Raw genomic sequence first — 15,636 nt, 5'->3', positions numbered from 1 at the left:
GGATCTCGCACGCCGTCGGCCGGAGGGATGCTGCGCGCTTGACTTCAAGTTAACTTGAGGTTCTACGGTCGAGATCATGACTCTCGACACGGGGACGACCCCGACCATGCGGGCTCCCGGGATCCTGAGCCGTGGCTACCTCTGGATCACGATCGGCGCGTGCGCGCTCGTCTTCCTCGGGGCTTTCGAGTCGCTCGCGGTCACGACCGTGATGCCGGCCGTCAGCGCCGACCTCGACGGCGAACGCCTCTACGCGCTCGCCTTCGCCGGCCCCCTCGCGACCGGGGTGATCGGCATGGTCGTCGCGGGCACCTGGGCCGACCGCCGCGGACCCGTCGCCCCGCTGTTCGCCGCGGTGGCCCTGTTCGTCGTGGGACTGCTCGTCGCGGGTCTCGCCCCGAGCATGGAGATGCTCGTCGCCGGTCGCTTCGCCCAGGGACTCGGGAACGGCGGCCTCATGGTCGCGCTGTACGTGGTCGTGGCCCGTGTGTACCCGACCGCACTGCATCCGGCGATCTTCGCGGGCTTCGCGGCCGCCTGGGTCGTGCCCTCTCTCGTCGGGCCGACCGTCGCGGGAGCGGTGACGGAGTTGTGGAGCTGGCACTGGGTGTTCCTCGGCGTCGTGCTGCTCGTGATCCCGGCCCTGCTCATGGTCGTGCCGGCGCTCCGCGGACTCGTGGGCGCGGGGGACCCGACCACGCCGTGGGCCCTGGGGCGACTGGGTTGGTCGGTGCTCGCAGCCGCCGCCGTGCTGGGTCTGAGCCTCGTGGGCGACATTCCGGGCGCGGGACCCGTCCTCGCCGCGGCGGCCGTGGTCGTGGCGCTCGTCGCGGTGCGTCCGCTGCTGCCGACGGGGGCGCTGCGGGCGCGACGCGGTCTTCCCTCCGTGATCCTCGTGCGCGGACTCGGCGCCGCCGGATTCTTCGGAGCGCAGGTGTACGTTCCGTACCTGCTCACCGACCGCTACGACCTGTCGCCGACCGTCGCGGGCCTCGCGCTCACGGGAGGCGCGCTCTCCTGGTCCGCCGCGGCGACCGTGCAAGGACGGATGGGCGCGCGGCTGTCGAGCGTCGCCTCCGTGCGCCTCGGCACGGCGCTCGTCGCGACAGGTGTGATCGGCGCGCTCGCCGCCGTGCTCGTCACTGCACCCCTCGCGGTGATCGTCGCCGCATGGATCCTCGCCGGCGCAGGCATGGGCCTCATGAGCCCGCGCACGAGCGCCCTCACCCTGGAGATGTCGGCGCCCGAGGCGCACGGTTTCAACAGCTCGGCCATGACCGTCGCCGACTCCTTCGGCAGCGCCCTCGCGCTCGCCGTGACCGGGGTGCTGTTCGCCTCGGCCTCCGTCGTCGACCCGTTCGCCACGGTGTTCGCGCTCGCCGCCGTGATCTCACTCGCGGCCGCCGTGCTCGCGCCTCGGGTCGCGCCGCGCGAGTGACATCGGACAGGGCCGGTGACCTTCCACCTCCCGGGGCCGACACCCCCGACACGTCGAATCCGACCCGCCCGGAACAACGCACCCGTGACTCGACGTTGCTTCTGAGCAAGACTGGGCGACGGATGCGGACCGTCGACGGAGAGGTGACCATGGCTGCGGAGAAGAACGACGAATACGACCTGATCGTGCTGGGCGGCGGGGCGGTGGGCGAGAATGTCGCCGACCGAGCCGTGCAGGGCGGGCTGAGCGCCATCATCGTCGAGAGCGAACTCGTCGGCGGCGAATGCTCCTACTGGGCGTGCATGCCGTCGAAGGCGCTGCTCCGGCCGGCGCAGGCGCTGCGCGCGGCGCAGAAGGTGGGAGGGGCGGCACAGGCCGTGACCGACACCCTCGACGTGCGAGCGGTGTTCGACCGCCGCGATTCGTTCACGAGCAACTGGTCCGACGACGGGCAGGTGAAATGGCTCGACTCGGCCGGCATCGATCTCGCCCGCGGCCACGGTCGGCTGACCGGCGAGCGTGAGGTGACGGTGACGGATGCCGACGGTGGAACGCGTGTGATCAGGGCGCGTCATGCGGTCGCGATCAGCACGGGATCGGATGCCGTCATCCCGCCGATCCCGGGGCTGGCCGATGCCGAGCCGTGGACGAGCCGCGAGGCCACGAGCGCCGAGGAGCTGCCCGAGTCCCTCGCCGTGATCGGCGGCGGCGTCGTCGCGGTCGAGATGGCGACCGTGTATGCCTCGCTCGGCTCCACCGTCACCGTGATCGCGCGCGGCGATCTGCTCGGCTCGCTCGAGCCGTTCGCGGGAGAGCGCGTCTCGAAGGGCCTGGCCGAGATCGGCGTCGACGTGCGCACCGGCACCGGCACGACGAGGGTGTCGCGCGGCGACGACGGCGTCACGATCGAGCTGTCCGACGGGTCGACGGTCACGGCATCCGAGGTCCTGGTGGCGACGGGGCGCCGGCCGCGGAGCGGCGATGTCGGCCTCGAGGTCGTCGGGCTCGAACCCGGCCGTTGGATCGACGTCGACGACACCCTTCGCGTCCCGGGTTCGGACTGGCTCTACGCCGTCGGCGACGTCAACGGGCGCGTGCTCCTCACGCACCAGGGCAAGTACCAGGCGCGCGCGGCCGGAGACGTGATCGTGGCGCGTGCGAAGGGGGATGCCGTGGACGACGCCCCGTGGGGGCGGCACGTCGCGACCGCCGACCACTCCGCGGCTCCGCAGGTGACGTTCTCGTACCCCGAAGTCGCCTCGGTCGGCCTCACAGAGGCGCAGGCGCGCGAGGCGGGGCATGAGGTCGCAGTGGTCGACTACGACCTCGGATCGGTCGCGGGCGCGAGCGTCTACGAGGACGGCTTCGAGGGCCAGGCGCGACTCGTGATCGACAGCGCGCGCGATGTCGTGCTGGGAGCGACGTTCGTCGGGCCCGAGGTCGCCGAGCTGGTGCAGGCGGCGTCGATCGCGGTCGCCGGGGAGGTGCCGATCGCGCGGCTGTGGCACGCCGTGCCCGCCTATCCGACGGTCAGTGAGATCTGGCTGCGGCTCCTGGAGGGCTACGGACGCCAGTCGGCCTGAGCATCCTGTCCTCGCAGGCAATCCACTGCGGGCATCGTGACGAACAGATCGGGAATTGTTTCGCACATTGACGACCCTTCGCGCAAGAGCGGGACGGATGTCGCACACCTCTTATACGCTCATACCCACATCCGAGGAGGCAGGACCATGAAGGCTGTACTCGCAGGAACCGTCATCGCCGAAGCAGACGAGAGCGACCTCGCCCGCATCGAGGGGAACTGGTACTTCCCGCCGGCGTCGATCACCGAGGGGGTGCTCGTCGAGAGCCCGACCCCGTACACGTGCCCGTGGAAGGGTGCGGCGCAGTACTACTCGGTTCGGGCGGGTGACGAGCTGCACACCGACTACGCCTGGTCGTACCCGACCCCCTACCCGTCGGCGTTCGACCGCGTGGGCAAGGACTTCTCGGGCTTCGTCGCCTTCGATCCCCACGTGCAGATCGAGGCATGACCACCGTCTGGCGGCGCCACGGCGCCGATGTCCGACTCGTCGATCGACCGACTGGAGCACAGCCATGATCGAATTCCGCAACGTCACGAAGAAGTTCCCCGGTGGCGCCGTCGCCGTGAACGACTTCAGTCTGGTCCTGCCATCGCGGAAGACGACCGTCTTCGTCGGGTCGTCGGGATGCGGCAAGACCACCCTGCTCCGCATGATCAACCGCATGGTGGAGCCGACCTCGGGAGAGGTCGAGATCGACGGAGAGAGCGTCCTCGCGGGCGATCCCGTGGCACTGCGCCGCAGCATCGGCTACGTGATGCAGAACTCCGGGCTCATGCCGCACTTCACGGTCATCGAGAACGTCGCGACCGTGCTCCGCCTCAACGGGGTGAAGAAGGCCCAGGCGCACCAGCGCTCCCGCGAGCTGCTCGACACGGTGGGTCTCGACCAGGCGCTCGCCGACCGGTACCCGAGTCAGCTCTCGGGAGGGCAGCAGCAGCGCGTGGGCGTGGCCCGCGGCCTCGCGGCCGACCCGAACATCCTCCTCATGGACGAGCCCTTCGGCGCGGTCGACCCGATCGTGCGGGCCGACCTGCAGCAGGAGACGCTGCGTCTGCAGCACGAGCTCGACAAAACGGTCGTGTTCGTGACGCACGACATCGACGAGGCGTTCCTGCTCGGAGACCAGGTCGTGATCCTCGACAAGGGAGCCCGCATCGTCCAGGTGGGCAGCCCCAGCGAGATCATCGAGAACCCGGCCGACGATTTCGTGGCGACGTTCATCGGCGCCGACCGCGGCCGTCGAGCGCTGCACCTCAAGACGACGCCGCACGGCACCGTGGTCGTCGACTCCGAGGGGCGCACCCAGGGTGCGATCGTCGCCGAGGCCGAGAAGGCCGACGGGCCGCTCTCCGGTCCGGACACGGCTGCCCTCGATGCCCTGCAGGGCGGTCACCCGTGAACTGGGTCGGCGACAACCTCGGGCTGATCCTCGACCTGACGCTGGTGCACCTGCGTCAGAGCATCATCCCCATCGTGATCGGGTTCGTCCTGTCGCTGCCACTGGGGTGGATCGCCTGGCGGTTCCGGCTCGTGCGCGGTCCGATCATCGTGCTGACGGGGCTGCTCTACACGATCCCCTCGCTCGCGCTGCTGATTCTGCTGCCGGCCACGCTCGGCTACTCGGCGATCAGCGAGTCGAACCTCGTGATCGCCCTCACGATCTACGCGATCGCGATCCTCGTGCGTGCAGTGTCGGACGGCCTCGACTCGGTCGACGACGACGTTCGCCAGGCCGCCACGGCGACGGGTTTCGCCGCGTTCCGGCGATTCTGGGCCGTGGAGTTCCCGCTCGCCGGTCCCGTGATCCTCGCCGGCCTTCGCGTCACCGCCGTCAGCACCATCTCTCTCGCGACGGTCGGCACGCTGATCGGCGTGACGAATCTCGGCTACCTGTTCACGAACGGGCTCGAGCGCCGCATCATCGCCGAGGTCGTCGCGGGTGTCATCGCGGTGGTGGTCATCGCCCTGATCATCGACCTGATCCTGCTGCTGCTCGGGCGCGCGCTGATGCCGTGGACCCGAGCCTCGAAGAAGTCGACCGCAGCCCGTGCCATCGCCGTGGGAGCTCCCGCATGAACCTCTTCGCCGAAGCCTTCGCCTGGATGTTCGCGCCCGAGCAGTGGACGGGAAACTACGCGTTGCCGAAGCTCCTCGGCCAGCACCTCCTGCTCACCGCGATCTCGGTCCTGATCGCGGCGGCGATCGCGCTGCCGGTCGGGTGGCTCATCGGCCACACGGGCAAGGGTCGGGAGATCGCGGTCGCGGTATCCGGTGCCGCACGCGCGATCCCGGCTTTCGGTCTGCTGATCCTGCTCGTTCTCCTCCTCGGAGTGCTGCGCATCCCCGAGGCGGCCGTCATCACGTTCGTGCTGCTCGCGATCCCCTCGCTCCTCGCCGGCGCGTACACGGGACTCGAGGCCATCGACCGGCGCGTGATCGACGCGGCGAAGTCCATGGGCATGACGGGATGGCAGGTGTTCTGGAAGGTCGAGGTGCCCCTCGGGCTGCCCCTGCTCGTCGGCGGCATCCGGTCCGCTCTCCTGCAGGTGATCGCGACCGTGACCATCGCGGCCTACGTCAACCTCGGGGGACTCGGCTACCCGATCATCCAGGGCATCCCGCTGCGCCGCTTCGACCAGGTGCTCGCGGGCGCCCTCCTGGTCGCCGTGCTCGCACTGATCGTCGACCTGCTCCTCGCCGCCGCTCAGCACGCGGCGGTCCCGGCCGGCCTCCGCGCCGCCGGTCGACCCACCCGCCGACGTGCTCGCGCAGACGCGGCGGCGACGGCATCCGCTCCCGCCACGGCCTGAGCCAGCCGCGGAACCCACCGACCCTTCGTCACACAGCAGCAGTTCCAGAGAAGAGGAATCCCATGTTCACATCACGAGGCAAGCGCTCCGTCTTCGCCGTCGGCCTGGTGGCCGCGGCGGCACTCGCCCTGTCGGCCTGCGCGTCGAGCAACCCGCTCGACGAGCCGACCGACTCCGGTGAGGGCTCGGGCAACGGCGACACGATCGTCGTCGGCTCGCAGGCGTACTACTCCAACGAGATCATCGCCGAGATCTACGCGCAGGCGCTCGAGGCGGCCGGCTTCGACGTCGAGAAGAAGCTCAATATCGGGCAGCGCGACGCATACATGCCGGACGTCGAGTCCGGCGCGATCAACGTCTTCCCCGAGTACACGGGCAGCCTGCTCGAGTACCTGTCGGACGACGAGGTCACCGTCACGAGCCCCGAGGACGTCTACACGGCCCTGGGCGACGCGCTGCCCGACGGCCTGTCGGCCCTCGACTTCGCCGAGGCCACCGACCAGGACTCCTACACGGTGCTGAAGAGCTTCGCCGAGGAGAACGACCTGAAGACGATCGGCGACCTTAAGAACGTCACCACCCAGGTCACGATCGGCGCTTCGCCCGAGTTCGAGCAGCGTCCGTACAGCCCGGCTCGTGCAAAGGAGGTCTACGGTGTCGACCTGGCGTTCTCGGCCACCGGCCAGACCACGCTGGAGTCGTTGCTCGCCGGAGCGATCCAGGTCGCGGACATCTACACCGCCGACCCGGCGTTCGAGACCGAGGACATCGTGGCCCTGGAGGACCCCGAGAACCTCATCATCTCGTCGAACGTCGTGCCGATCGTGTCGAGCGACATCGCCGACGAGGTCTCCGACGTGCTGAACGCGATCAGCGCCAAGCTCACGGGCGAGGAGCTCGTCGCCCTCAACGTGCAGAGCACGGTCGACCAGAAGTCCTCGGCCGACATCGCCAAGCAGTGGCTGACGGACAACGACCTCCTCTGAGTCGTCGTCTCACATGAAGCGCCCGGGGCCTCGGCCCCGGGCGCTTCTGCGTGAGCGCAGCGGGCTAGACACGAGCATCCTGCCGGGGCACCCACACCTGCTTGATGATGATCAGGATGGATGCCGCGACAGGGACCGCCACGAGGGCGCCGAGGAGTCCGAGCAGCGTGCCGCCGGCCAGGGCACCGATGACCACCAGCGATCCGGGGATCGAGATCGCCTTGTTCATGACCCTGGGCGTGATGACGTAGGCCTCGACCTGCATGTAGACCAGGTAGACGATCGCGAAGATCAGCGCACCGATCGGATTCGTGAACAGCGCGAGCCCGGTGCCGATGATCCAGAACATCACCGACCCCACCAGCGGGATCAGCGTGATACAGAAGGCGACGGTCGCCATGAGGGGCGGGAACGGCAGTCCCAGGAACAGATACAGGAGGAAGGCGAGGATCGCGTTGAAGAACGCGAGCACCACCATCCCCATGACGTAGCCGCCCACCGAGTCGGTGATCTGGTCGGTGATGTCGCCGGCGCGAGCCCGGTCGCGCGCGGGGGCGAGGCGCAGCAGACCGGTCTTGATGGCCGGCAGCGTCGCGACGAAGTACAGGGTCAGCACGAGCACGACGATCGCGCCGGAGATGCCCGTCGCGATCGACGCGCCGATCTGCAGCGCGCCTCCGCCGATCGCGGCGATGTTGCCGGGGTCGGTGAGGAACTTCTGCACGTCGGCGACGAGGTCCTCGAACTGGTCGCCGAACTGCGCCTCGAGCGTCGCGTAGATGTCGCTGCGCGTGAATTCCTGGATCATGCCGGGCACGGAGCGCACGAAGCTCGCGATCTGCTCGATCACGATCGGCACGATCATCCAGAGGATGAGTCCCACGACGACGATGAGCGCGAGGATCACCACCACGACGGAGATCGCCCGTGAGAGCCCGCGACGTTCGAGGAACCGGACGGCGGGGTCCAGCCCGAGGGCGGCGAACAGGGCGAGTGCGATGTAGATGAGCACGGTCGACAGGCTCGTGAGTGCGAGGCCCAGTACGAGCGCGGCGAGTCCGCCGAGAGTCACGAGGAACCCGAACACGAAGGGGCGGTCGATGCGCGTCCAGAACGACCGGCTCGGCGTCATGGGCTCGACCACGGTGCGGGCGGTGGCGACGGCATGGTGTTCACCGGTGGTCGGCGTCGCATCGGCGGGCGCGGACGTCGCAGCGACCGATGTCGGGGGAGCGGATGCGGGTGCCGCGGGCGTCTCGGGCGCGGACTGCTCTTCTTCGCTCATGTGCTCACGATAGCGGGCGGGCAGCCTCGGGCCCCCGTCGTCGCGCGTCATCCGGCGGGTCGGTGGGACCCCGGTGTCCGTAGAGTAGGGGCATGACCGCCGCCGACGATCCCCGGGCTGAACTGCTCCGCCTCCGCGCCAGCATCGACAACATCGACGCCGCGCTCATCTTCATGCTCGCGGAGCGCTTCCGCGCCACGCAACAGGTGGGCCACCTGAAGGCCGAGCACGACATGCCGGCATCCGACCCCGGCCGCGAAGAGCAGCAGGTCGCGCGTCTGCGCGCGCTCGCCGAAGAGGCGCACCTCGATCCGGAGTTCGCCGAGAAGTGGTTCAACTTCGTCGTCGCCGAGGTGATCCGCCACCACACGGAGGCCGCCGAGGGGCGCTGACCCCCGGCTCGCGGCCGCCCTCGCGCCCGCTTACTTCACGCTGCCTGCGGTGAGGCCGCCGACGAGGCGCTTCTCGATGAGCATGAAGAGGATGACGACGGGCAGGATCGCGACGATCGAGACGCCGAACACGTACTGCCAGCTCGTCTCGTACTGACCCACGAACTTCGTCAGCGCGACGGACAGGGGCTGGTTCTTGTCGGTGGAGAGGATGACGAGCGACGCGGCGAACTCGTTCCAGCACGCGACGAACGTGAAGACGATCGCGGTGACGATGCCGGGCCAGACGAGCGGCAGGTTGATCTTGAAGAGGACTGTGAGGCGTCCGGCGCCGTCGATCTGGGCGGCTTCGTCGACCTCCTTGGGGATGCCGGCGAAGAACGAGTGCATGATCCACACGGCGAACGACAGGTTGAAGGCGGCGTTGATGAAGATCATCGCGGCCCACGTGTCACCGAGGCCGAGGGTCGTGAACTGGCGGAACAGGCCCGAGGTGAGGACGGCCGGTTGCAGCATCTGCGTGACGATCACGAGGAACAGGAAGACCATGCGCCCGGGGAATCGGAAGCGCGCCGTGTAGTACGCGGCGGGTAGTGAGACGAGCAGCACGAGCAGCGTCGCGAACACGGAGATCACGACAGTCGAGATGAGGTTGTACGGCAGCGGCGTCTCGGGCGTCGACCACATCGTGAAGTAGTTCTCCCAGTGCCATTCGACGGGGAGGTAGGTGGGGTCGACGGAGCGGATCTGCGACTTGGTCTTCACGGACCCGAAGAACATGATGAGGTACGGCAGCACGAAGATCGCGAGCACGAGGAACCCGGCGGCGGTGCGCAGGATGACGCGGGGGAGGGTGACCTGGTCGGCGGTGTACCGGCGCTTGCGGCCGGGCAGACGCGGGGCGGGGGTGGTGCCGGCGGTGGTGACGAGGGCGGTCTCGGTCAGGGTCACGGTCAGACCTCCTTCATGGGCTTGACGGCTTTGACGTAGACCGCGACGATCACGATCACGATGAGGAAGGCCACGACGGACAGGGCGCTGGCGACGTCGACCTTCTTCTGCAGCTCGATGTATTTGAAGATCATCGTCATGATCGTGTCGGCGTCGTAGCCGGGGATGGAGCCGGTCATGACCTTGAGGATCGGAAGGGAGTTGAAGACGTTGATGATGTTGATGAGGATCGCGACGGCGAGGGCGCTGCGCAGCTGGGGCAGGATGATCGTCCAGTAGGTGCGGGCGGGACCGGCGCCGTCCATCTTCGCGGCCTCGATCGCGTCGGCCGGGACCGTCTGGAGCCCGGCGAGGATCGTGTAGGTCGTGAACGGCAGGGACACGAAGATCGCGATGACGATCGACCAGGTGAACGCGGTGGCGGGGTTCTTGGTCCAGCCGTAGCCGACGGCGTCGTCGGACAGGCCGATGTCGTAGAGGAACTTGTTGAACACTCCGAAGTACGGCTCGAGGCTGTAGTAGAACACCATCGTGGTCATGACCACGGAGGCCGCCCACGGCACGATCACGGCCATGCGCACGATCTGGCGTCCGGGGAACGCCTTGTTGAGGATCTGCGCGAGGCCGAGGGAGATCGCGACGGTGAAGAACACCACGGCCACGACCCACACGATCGTGCGGCCGAGGATGGGCCAGAACTCGGCGAACCCGAACACGGTCGCGAAGTTGTCGAACCCGACCGAGCCCTTGTCGAGGCCCGACAGGGAGATGTCGCGGGTGGAGTTGAAGAACATCACCCCGGCGGGGAACAGCACCACGCCGATGATGAGCACGAGCGCCGGAGCTATCCACGGCAGAGCCTGCAGCAGGTCCTTGACGCCGGGCTTGCGCGGCGCGGGGTCCGACCCGGCTCCTCTCGCTCGGGACCCGGTGGCGCGGGGACGGCCGGTGGCCGCCCCCGCGGGGTTCGAGGATTCTGTGGTCTGGCTCATGGGATTCTCGAACCTCTCCGTGATGGGTGTCTGCGGATGCGCGGCTCAGCCCGCGTCGACCTGCGCCTGGATCTCGGTCAGCACGTCCTGCGCCGACTTCGACTGCAGCTGTCCGAACAGCGACTTGAACGCACCGTCGGCGGCCGACCACTTCGGGTTCGTCGACGGGTAGAACTGCGCGTCCGGGAGCACGTCGAGGAACGGCTTCAGCTTCTCGTCACCGCCGAGCTTCTCGGCGCCGGACTTGGTGACGGGCAGGAAGCCCTCGGCCTGCACCCACGGCACGTACACGTCGGCGGAGTAGTAGTAGTCGAAGAACTTGGTGATGGCGTCCTTCTTGTCGTCGTCGTTCTGGAAGGCCATGAGCTGGTCCATGACGCCGAGCGTGAACGCCGAGCCGTCCTTCGTCGGGATCGGCACGATCGAGTAGTCGAGGTCGGGGTTGCCCTCCTCGATCTGCCCCACCGTCGGCGGCAGGCCCACCTGCATCCCGATCTTGCCCTGGATGAAGATGTCCATGAGGGGCGAGCGCTGCGTCGAGCCGGGGTCGGCCTGCGTCGCACCGGCGTCGATCATCTTCTTGATCTGCTCCGCGCCCGCGAGGTTCTCCGGGGTGTCGATCGTGATCTCGGACGCGTCGCCGAACGATCCGCCGCCGCCCCACAGCCACACGGCCGCCTCGGCCTGGGCCTCCTCCGAGCCGAGCGGCATGCCGTAACCGGCGACGCCGCCCCCGAGAGCCGACATTTTGGTCGCGGCGTCCAGCAGCTCGTCCCAGGTCTTCGGAGCCTCGGTCACACCGGCCTGCTCGAGCAGCGCGTTGTTCACGAACAGCGCACGCGCCGAGGCGATCAGCGGAAGCGCATATGCAGTGCCGTCGACCTCGGCGTTCGCGATGAACGAGTCCTGGAAGTCGGAGTACGTGTCCTCGGAGACGACGTCCTTCGCCGGGTACAGCAGCTCGTCGCCGACGAAGCCGGCGAAGGGGCCGCCGTTGTAGATGTCCGGAGCCTCGCCGGCCTGGATCTTCGTCGAGACGACCTTCTCGAGGTTGTCCCAGGACTGCACTTCCAGCTTGACGTCGATGTCGGGGTTCTCCTTCTCGAACCCGGTGATCACGTCCTCCCACAGACCCTTGGTCGCGTCGGAGTAGCTGGGGACGAGCATGTCGAGCGTGGTCTTGCCGTCGGCGTCGCCTCCGTCGCCTCCCGAGCCGCCGCTGAAGCCGCACGAGGCGAGTGTGAGTGTGGCGGTGGCCGCGAGTGCGACCGCGCCGAACCGCAGTGACTTCTTCATGTGTTGCATTCCTCACTGTTGGTGATGGTGATCGGGAGGGCAGTGCACGGTGTCGCGAACGGTCGTACGCGACGATGCGTAGAACGAGAATGATTATTTGTCAGGCCTATGAACTAATCAAGAGGTTTCTCGACGGTGTTCTGGAATCCTGTGTTTGAACGTCATACTATGATTGATATTGACGTATTTCGATCACAAAAGTGCATCAATCACGTCGAACGAGATCCGAAAGGCGAAGCCATGACCACAACCTCCGCCGGCGCGCACATGCGTGACGAGCTCACCTCGCAGCCCGAGACCTGGGCGAAGGCCGCCGATCTGCGCGATCAGCAGGCTCTGCTCCCCGCCGCCGGAGCACGCGTGGCGGTGGTGGGATGCGGCACCTCCTGGTTCATGGGGCAGGCGTATGCCGTGCTGCGCGAGACCGCCGGCCTCGGCGAGACCGACGCGTTCGCCGCGTCCGAGTCGTTCGTCGACCGCGGCTACGACGCCGTCATCGCGCTGAGCCGATCCGGCACCACGACGGAGGTGCTGGAAATCGCCGAACGCCTCAAGGGACGCTCCCGCGTGATCGGTGTCATCGGCGACGAGACCTCACCGCTGGTCGGCATGGTCGACGACGCCCTGCTCCTCCCGTTCGCCGACGAGAAGTCGGTCGTGCAGACGCGCTTCGCCACCACAGCACTCGCGCTGTTCCGCGCATCGTTGGGCGAGGATCTGACCCGAGCCATCGACGACGCCTCCGCCGTGCTCGCCGCGGACGACGATCCCGCCCTGGGCGACGCCGAGCAGTACACGTTCCTGGGCCGCGGGTGGACAGTGGGCCTCGCGCACGAGGCCGCGCTCAAGATGCGCGAGTCCTCCCAGTCGTGGACCGAGTCCTACGCCTCCATGGAGTACCGGCACGGGCCGATCGCGATCGCGGCACCCGGCCGCATCACGTGGCAGTTCGGGGACGCCCCCGACGGCCTCGCGGCGCAGGTCGAGGCGACGGGAGCGCGTTTCGTGCAGCATCCGATCGATCCGCTCGCCGACCTCGTGCGCGTGCACCGCGTCGCCCTCGACCGAGCCCTGGCGCGTGGCCTCGACCCCGATCAGCCGCGCAACCTCACGCGATCCGTCATCCTGGATGCATGACGCCAGCCTCTCTCGGAGAAGCCGATGACCACATCTGACGGCGCGCGAGCGCCCCTCACCGGGGCGCCGTCTCTCGGCGAGGGGCCCGCCGTCCTGGCGTTCGACGTGGGCGGGACGGACATCAAGTCGGCCCTGTTCGCACCCGACGGGACCGCGCTCGACCTGCGTCGCACGCCCACCCCGGTCGTCGAGGGCGATCGCACGGCGGCGGTCATCGACCGTCTCGGCGACCTCGCCCGCGAGCTCACGTCCGCGCACCCCGACGTCGTGCCGCGTGCGGTCGGGCTCGTCGTCCCCGGCATCGTGGACGCGGATGCCGGACTCGGCGTCTTCGCGAGCAACCTGGGCTGGCGCGACGCGCCGATCCGCGACCTGGCTGCGCAGAGACTCGGGCTGCCGGTCGCGTTCGACCACGACGTGCGCGCGGCCAGCTGGGCCGAGCACCGCCTCGGTGGCGCTCGGGCCTACTCGGACTCGGTCGTGCTGGTGATCGGCACGGGGATCGCCGGCGCGCTCATCCTCGGCGGCGAGCCGTACACGGCAGGCGGGTACGCGGGCGAGATCGGGCACTCGCCGATCGCCGAGGGGCCGATCTGCCCGTGCGGCGCCCGCGGCTGCCTCGAGGCCGTGGCCTCGGCCGGGGCGATCGTCCGCCGCTACCTCGACGCCACGGGCGAGGTGCCGGACGGAGCCAAGGACGTGATCGCGCGCGCCACGGCGGGCGATCCGATCGCGGCGGAGATCTGGACCTCGGCCCTCGACGCACTCGCCCTGTCGCTCGCCCAGCTCACCGCGGTCGTGGCGCCGCAGGCGATCGTGATCGGCGGAGGGCTCTCGCGTGCGGGCGGGGCGCTGTTCGACGAGCTGCGCGCGCGACTCGCGGAGCGGCTGAGCTTCCACCGCATCCCCGACCTCGTCCCCGCCGAGCTCTCCGGCAACGCCGGGATACTCGGGGCGGCGCTGCGCGCGAGGGAGCTCGCATGATCCTCACCGTCACCCCGAACCCGGCGCTCGACCTCACCTGGCGCGTGGATCGGCTGACCCTCGGTGCCACGCACCGCGCGGATGCCGGAGCAGCCCGCGCCGGCGGCAAGGGTCTCAACGTCGCCAGGGTGGCGCACGCGCAGGGCGCTTCGGTGCTCGCCCTCGCCACGGCGGGCGGCCGCACCGGCATCGCGCTCGCGGCCGATCTCGGTGCGAGCGGCGTCCCGCATCGGCTGGTGCAGGTCGCGGCGCCGACGAGGCAGACGGTCGCGATCGTCGACGAGGAGCTCGGCGACACCACCATCGTCAACGAGCGGGGCGCGAACCCCACGGATGCCGAATGGGCGGCGCTGTTCGGAGAAGTCGTCGACGCGTTGCCGAGCGCCCGCACGCTCGTGATCTCCGGCAGCCTCCCTCCCGGAGCGCCCGACACCCTCGTGCCGCTGCTGATCGGCACGGCGCGGGACGCCGGCGTCCCCGCGATCGTCGACACCTCCGGCCCCGCACTGCTCCGCGCGGCGGAGGCGGGAGCGGCCGTCCTCAAACCCAACGCCGCCGAACTCGTCGAGGCGACGGGCATCGACGACCCCGTCGCCGGGGCCCGCGCTCTGCTCGCGCTCGGCGCCGAGCTGGTGCTGCTGTCGCGTGGCGCCGAGGGCATGCTCGCGGTCACTGCGGACGCGGTGCGGCAGGCCCGACTCGACGCCCCGCTCGCGGGAAATCCCACGGGCGCTGGCGATGCCGCTGTCGCCGCCTGCGCGGTGCTGTACGCCGACGGCGAGCGCGACCCCGAGACCGTGCTGCGCCGCGCCACCGCCTGGTCGGCCGCCGCTGTGCCGATGCCGCTGGCCGGTGAGATCTCCGACGACTGGGCGGCGCTCGAAGCACGCCTCGTCGTCCCCGCCATCCCTCGAGAGGAAGAACTGTGACACTCGTGTCCGCCCGCGAACTCGTGACGGACGCCGCCTCCCGCGGCACCGGCATCGGCGCGTTCAACGTGATCCACCTGGAGACCGCAGAGGGGCTCGTGCGCGCCGCCGAAGCCGCGCAGTTGCCGGTCGTGCTCCAGATCTCGCAGAACTGCGCCGACTACCACGGAGGCCTCGAGCCGATCGCCCTGGCCACGCTCGCGGTGGCGCGACGTGCGGCGACGCCGGTGGCGGTGCATCTCGACCATGCCGAGCGCCCGGAGCTCGTCGACGAGGCGATCGCGCTCGGCTTCGGCTCGGTCATGTTCGACGGCGGTGCGCTGCCCTACGACGAGAACGTCGCGCTCACGGCCGCGGTCGTGGAGCGGGCGCACGCAGCCGGCGTATACGTCGAGGGAGAGCTCGGCGAGGTCGGAGGCAAGGACGGGGCTCATGCCCCCGGTGTGCGCACCGATCCCGCGGAGGCGCGCGCGTTCGTCGCGGCGACCGGCGTCGACGCCCTCGCGGTCGCGGTGGGTTCCTCGCACGCGATGACCGATCGCACGGCATCCCTCGACCTCGATCTGATCGCTCGACTGCACGAGGCGCTCGACGTTCCGCTCGTGCTCCACGGGTCCTCGGGCGTGCCCGACGAGGTCATCGCGCAGGCCGTGCGCGCGGGCATGACGAAGATCAACGTGTCGACGCACCTCAACGGCCACTTCACGCGCGCCGTCCGCGGGGTGCTCGAGGCGGATGCCGCGCTCGTCGACTCGCGCAAGTACCTCGCTCCGGCGAGGGACGCGCTCGCGCACGAGGCTGCGCGCCTCTTGCGGCTCTTCGCGTTCGCACCCGTCACGGCAGGATAGAG

The 15,636-nt window shown here is 69.3% G+C and carries 16 protein-coding genes; 12 read left to right on the top strand and 4 right to left on the bottom strand.

The window, feature by feature from the left end:
* Positions 1-76 precede the first annotated feature (76 nt).
* From MRBLMX7_RS09340 to MRBLMX7_RS09310, 7 genes are all read left to right on the top strand, one after another.
* The gene (locus MRBLMX7_RS09340) at positions 77-1,438 is read left to right on the top strand and encodes an MFS transporter (RefSeq protein ID WP_363367866.1); all 1,362 of its coding nucleotides are present in this window, start codon (positions 77-79) and stop codon (positions 1,436-1,438) included.
* Between the two features lie 149 nt (positions 1,439-1,587).
* Positions 1,588-3,021 (top strand): dihydrolipoyl dehydrogenase family protein, encoded by a 1,434-nt coding sequence (locus MRBLMX7_RS09335; RefSeq protein ID WP_363367864.1) that lies wholly within the window; start codon positions 1,588-1,590, stop codon positions 3,019-3,021.
* Positions 3,022-3,168: 147 nt separating this feature from the next.
* On the top strand, positions 3,169-3,471 hold the full coding sequence (locus MRBLMX7_RS09330) for a DUF427 domain-containing protein (RefSeq protein ID WP_363367862.1): 303 nt from the start codon (positions 3,169-3,171) through the stop codon (positions 3,469-3,471).
* 64 nt (positions 3,472-3,535) lie between these two features.
* Positions 3,536-4,423: an ABC transporter ATP-binding protein gene (locus tag MRBLMX7_RS09325; RefSeq protein ID WP_363367860.1), complete on the top strand. Its 888-nt coding sequence runs from the start codon at positions 3,536-3,538 to the stop codon at positions 4,421-4,423.
* The gene (locus MRBLMX7_RS09320; RefSeq protein WP_363367858.1) at positions 4,420-5,100 is read left to right on the top strand and encodes an ABC transporter permease; all 681 of its coding nucleotides are present in this window, start codon (positions 4,420-4,422) and stop codon (positions 5,098-5,100) included. The genes MRBLMX7_RS09325 and MRBLMX7_RS09320 overlap by 4 nt, the downstream gene beginning before the upstream one ends.
* A complete protein-coding gene (locus MRBLMX7_RS09315; RefSeq protein WP_363367856.1) occupies positions 5,097-5,834 on the top strand; it encodes an ABC transporter permease in 738 nt (245 codons plus the stop codon). Before MRBLMX7_RS09320 ends, MRBLMX7_RS09315 begins: the two co-directional genes overlap by 4 nt.
* Positions 5,835-5,896: 62 nt before the next feature.
* Complete coding sequence (locus MRBLMX7_RS09310; protein ID WP_363367854.1) at positions 5,897-6,820, top strand: ABC transporter substrate-binding protein; 924 nt, start codon at positions 5,897-5,899, stop codon at positions 6,818-6,820.
* Between the two features lie 64 nt (positions 6,821-6,884).
* Here the strand turns inward: MRBLMX7_RS09310 and MRBLMX7_RS09305 are convergent, their stop codons facing one another.
* Positions 6,885-8,105 (bottom strand): AI-2E family transporter, encoded by a 1,221-nt coding sequence (locus tag MRBLMX7_RS09305; RefSeq protein WP_363367852.1) that lies wholly within the window; start codon positions 8,103-8,105, stop codon positions 6,885-6,887.
* 92 nt (positions 8,106-8,197) lie between these two features.
* On the opposite strand from MRBLMX7_RS09305, the gene MRBLMX7_RS09300 reads away from it, so the two are divergent.
* Entirely contained in the window at positions 8,198-8,497 is a 300-nt protein-coding gene (locus MRBLMX7_RS09300; RefSeq protein ID WP_050723404.1) for a chorismate mutase, read from the top strand.
* A 30-nt stretch (positions 8,498-8,527) separates the two neighbouring features.
* On the opposite strand, the gene MRBLMX7_RS09295 is transcribed toward MRBLMX7_RS09300, so the two are convergent.
* From MRBLMX7_RS09295 to MRBLMX7_RS09285, 3 genes are read right to left on the bottom strand one after another with little or no spacing between them, the layout of a single operon-like run.
* Positions 8,528-9,448 carry a carbohydrate ABC transporter permease gene (locus tag MRBLMX7_RS09295; protein ID WP_363367849.1) on the bottom strand — a complete coding sequence of 307 codons (921 nt, stop codon included), beginning with the start codon at positions 9,446-9,448 and terminating at the stop codon, positions 8,528-8,530.
* A gap of 2 nt (positions 9,449-9,450) precedes the next feature.
* Positions 9,451-10,440 (bottom strand): carbohydrate ABC transporter permease, encoded by a 990-nt coding sequence (locus tag MRBLMX7_RS09290; protein WP_363367847.1) that lies wholly within the window; start codon positions 10,438-10,440, stop codon positions 9,451-9,453.
* 45 nt (positions 10,441-10,485) lie between these two features.
* Positions 10,486-11,736, bottom strand: coding sequence for an extracellular solute-binding protein (locus tag MRBLMX7_RS09285; protein ID WP_363367845.1), 1,251 nt, complete (start codon positions 11,734-11,736; stop codon positions 10,486-10,488).
* Positions 11,737-11,976: 240 nt separating this feature from the next.
* On the opposite strand from MRBLMX7_RS09285, the gene MRBLMX7_RS09280 reads away from it, so the two are divergent.
* Genes MRBLMX7_RS09280 through MRBLMX7_RS09265 form a run of 4 tightly spaced genes read left to right on the top strand, consistent with a single transcriptional unit; the run spans position 11,977 to position 15,634 of the window.
* Complete coding sequence (locus tag MRBLMX7_RS09280; protein ID WP_363367843.1) at positions 11,977-12,873, top strand: SIS domain-containing protein; 897 nt, start codon at positions 11,977-11,979, stop codon at positions 12,871-12,873.
* 24 nt (positions 12,874-12,897) lie between these two features.
* Positions 12,898-13,857: an ROK family protein gene (locus tag MRBLMX7_RS09275; RefSeq protein WP_363367841.1), complete on the top strand. Its 960-nt coding sequence runs from the start codon at positions 12,898-12,900 to the stop codon at positions 13,855-13,857.
* Positions 13,854-14,786 carry a 1-phosphofructokinase family hexose kinase gene (locus MRBLMX7_RS09270; RefSeq protein ID WP_363367839.1) on the top strand — a complete coding sequence of 311 codons (933 nt, stop codon included), beginning with the start codon at positions 13,854-13,856 and terminating at the stop codon, positions 14,784-14,786. The genes MRBLMX7_RS09275 and MRBLMX7_RS09270 overlap by 4 nt, the downstream gene beginning before the upstream one ends.
* Positions 14,783-15,634: a class II fructose-bisphosphate aldolase gene (locus tag MRBLMX7_RS09265; protein WP_363367837.1), complete on the top strand. Its 852-nt coding sequence runs from the start codon at positions 14,783-14,785 to the stop codon at positions 15,632-15,634. Before MRBLMX7_RS09270 ends, MRBLMX7_RS09265 begins: the two co-directional genes overlap by 4 nt.
* Positions 15,635-15,636 lie beyond the last annotated feature (2 nt).

The organism is Microbacterium sp. LMX7-1.2 (assembly GCF_040675935.1).
Lineage (GTDB): Bacteria > Actinomycetota > Actinomycetes > Actinomycetales > Microbacteriaceae > Microbacterium.
The sequence above is the reverse complement of the archived record's forward strand: the minus strand, read 5'-3'. Positions and strand labels throughout refer to the sequence as shown.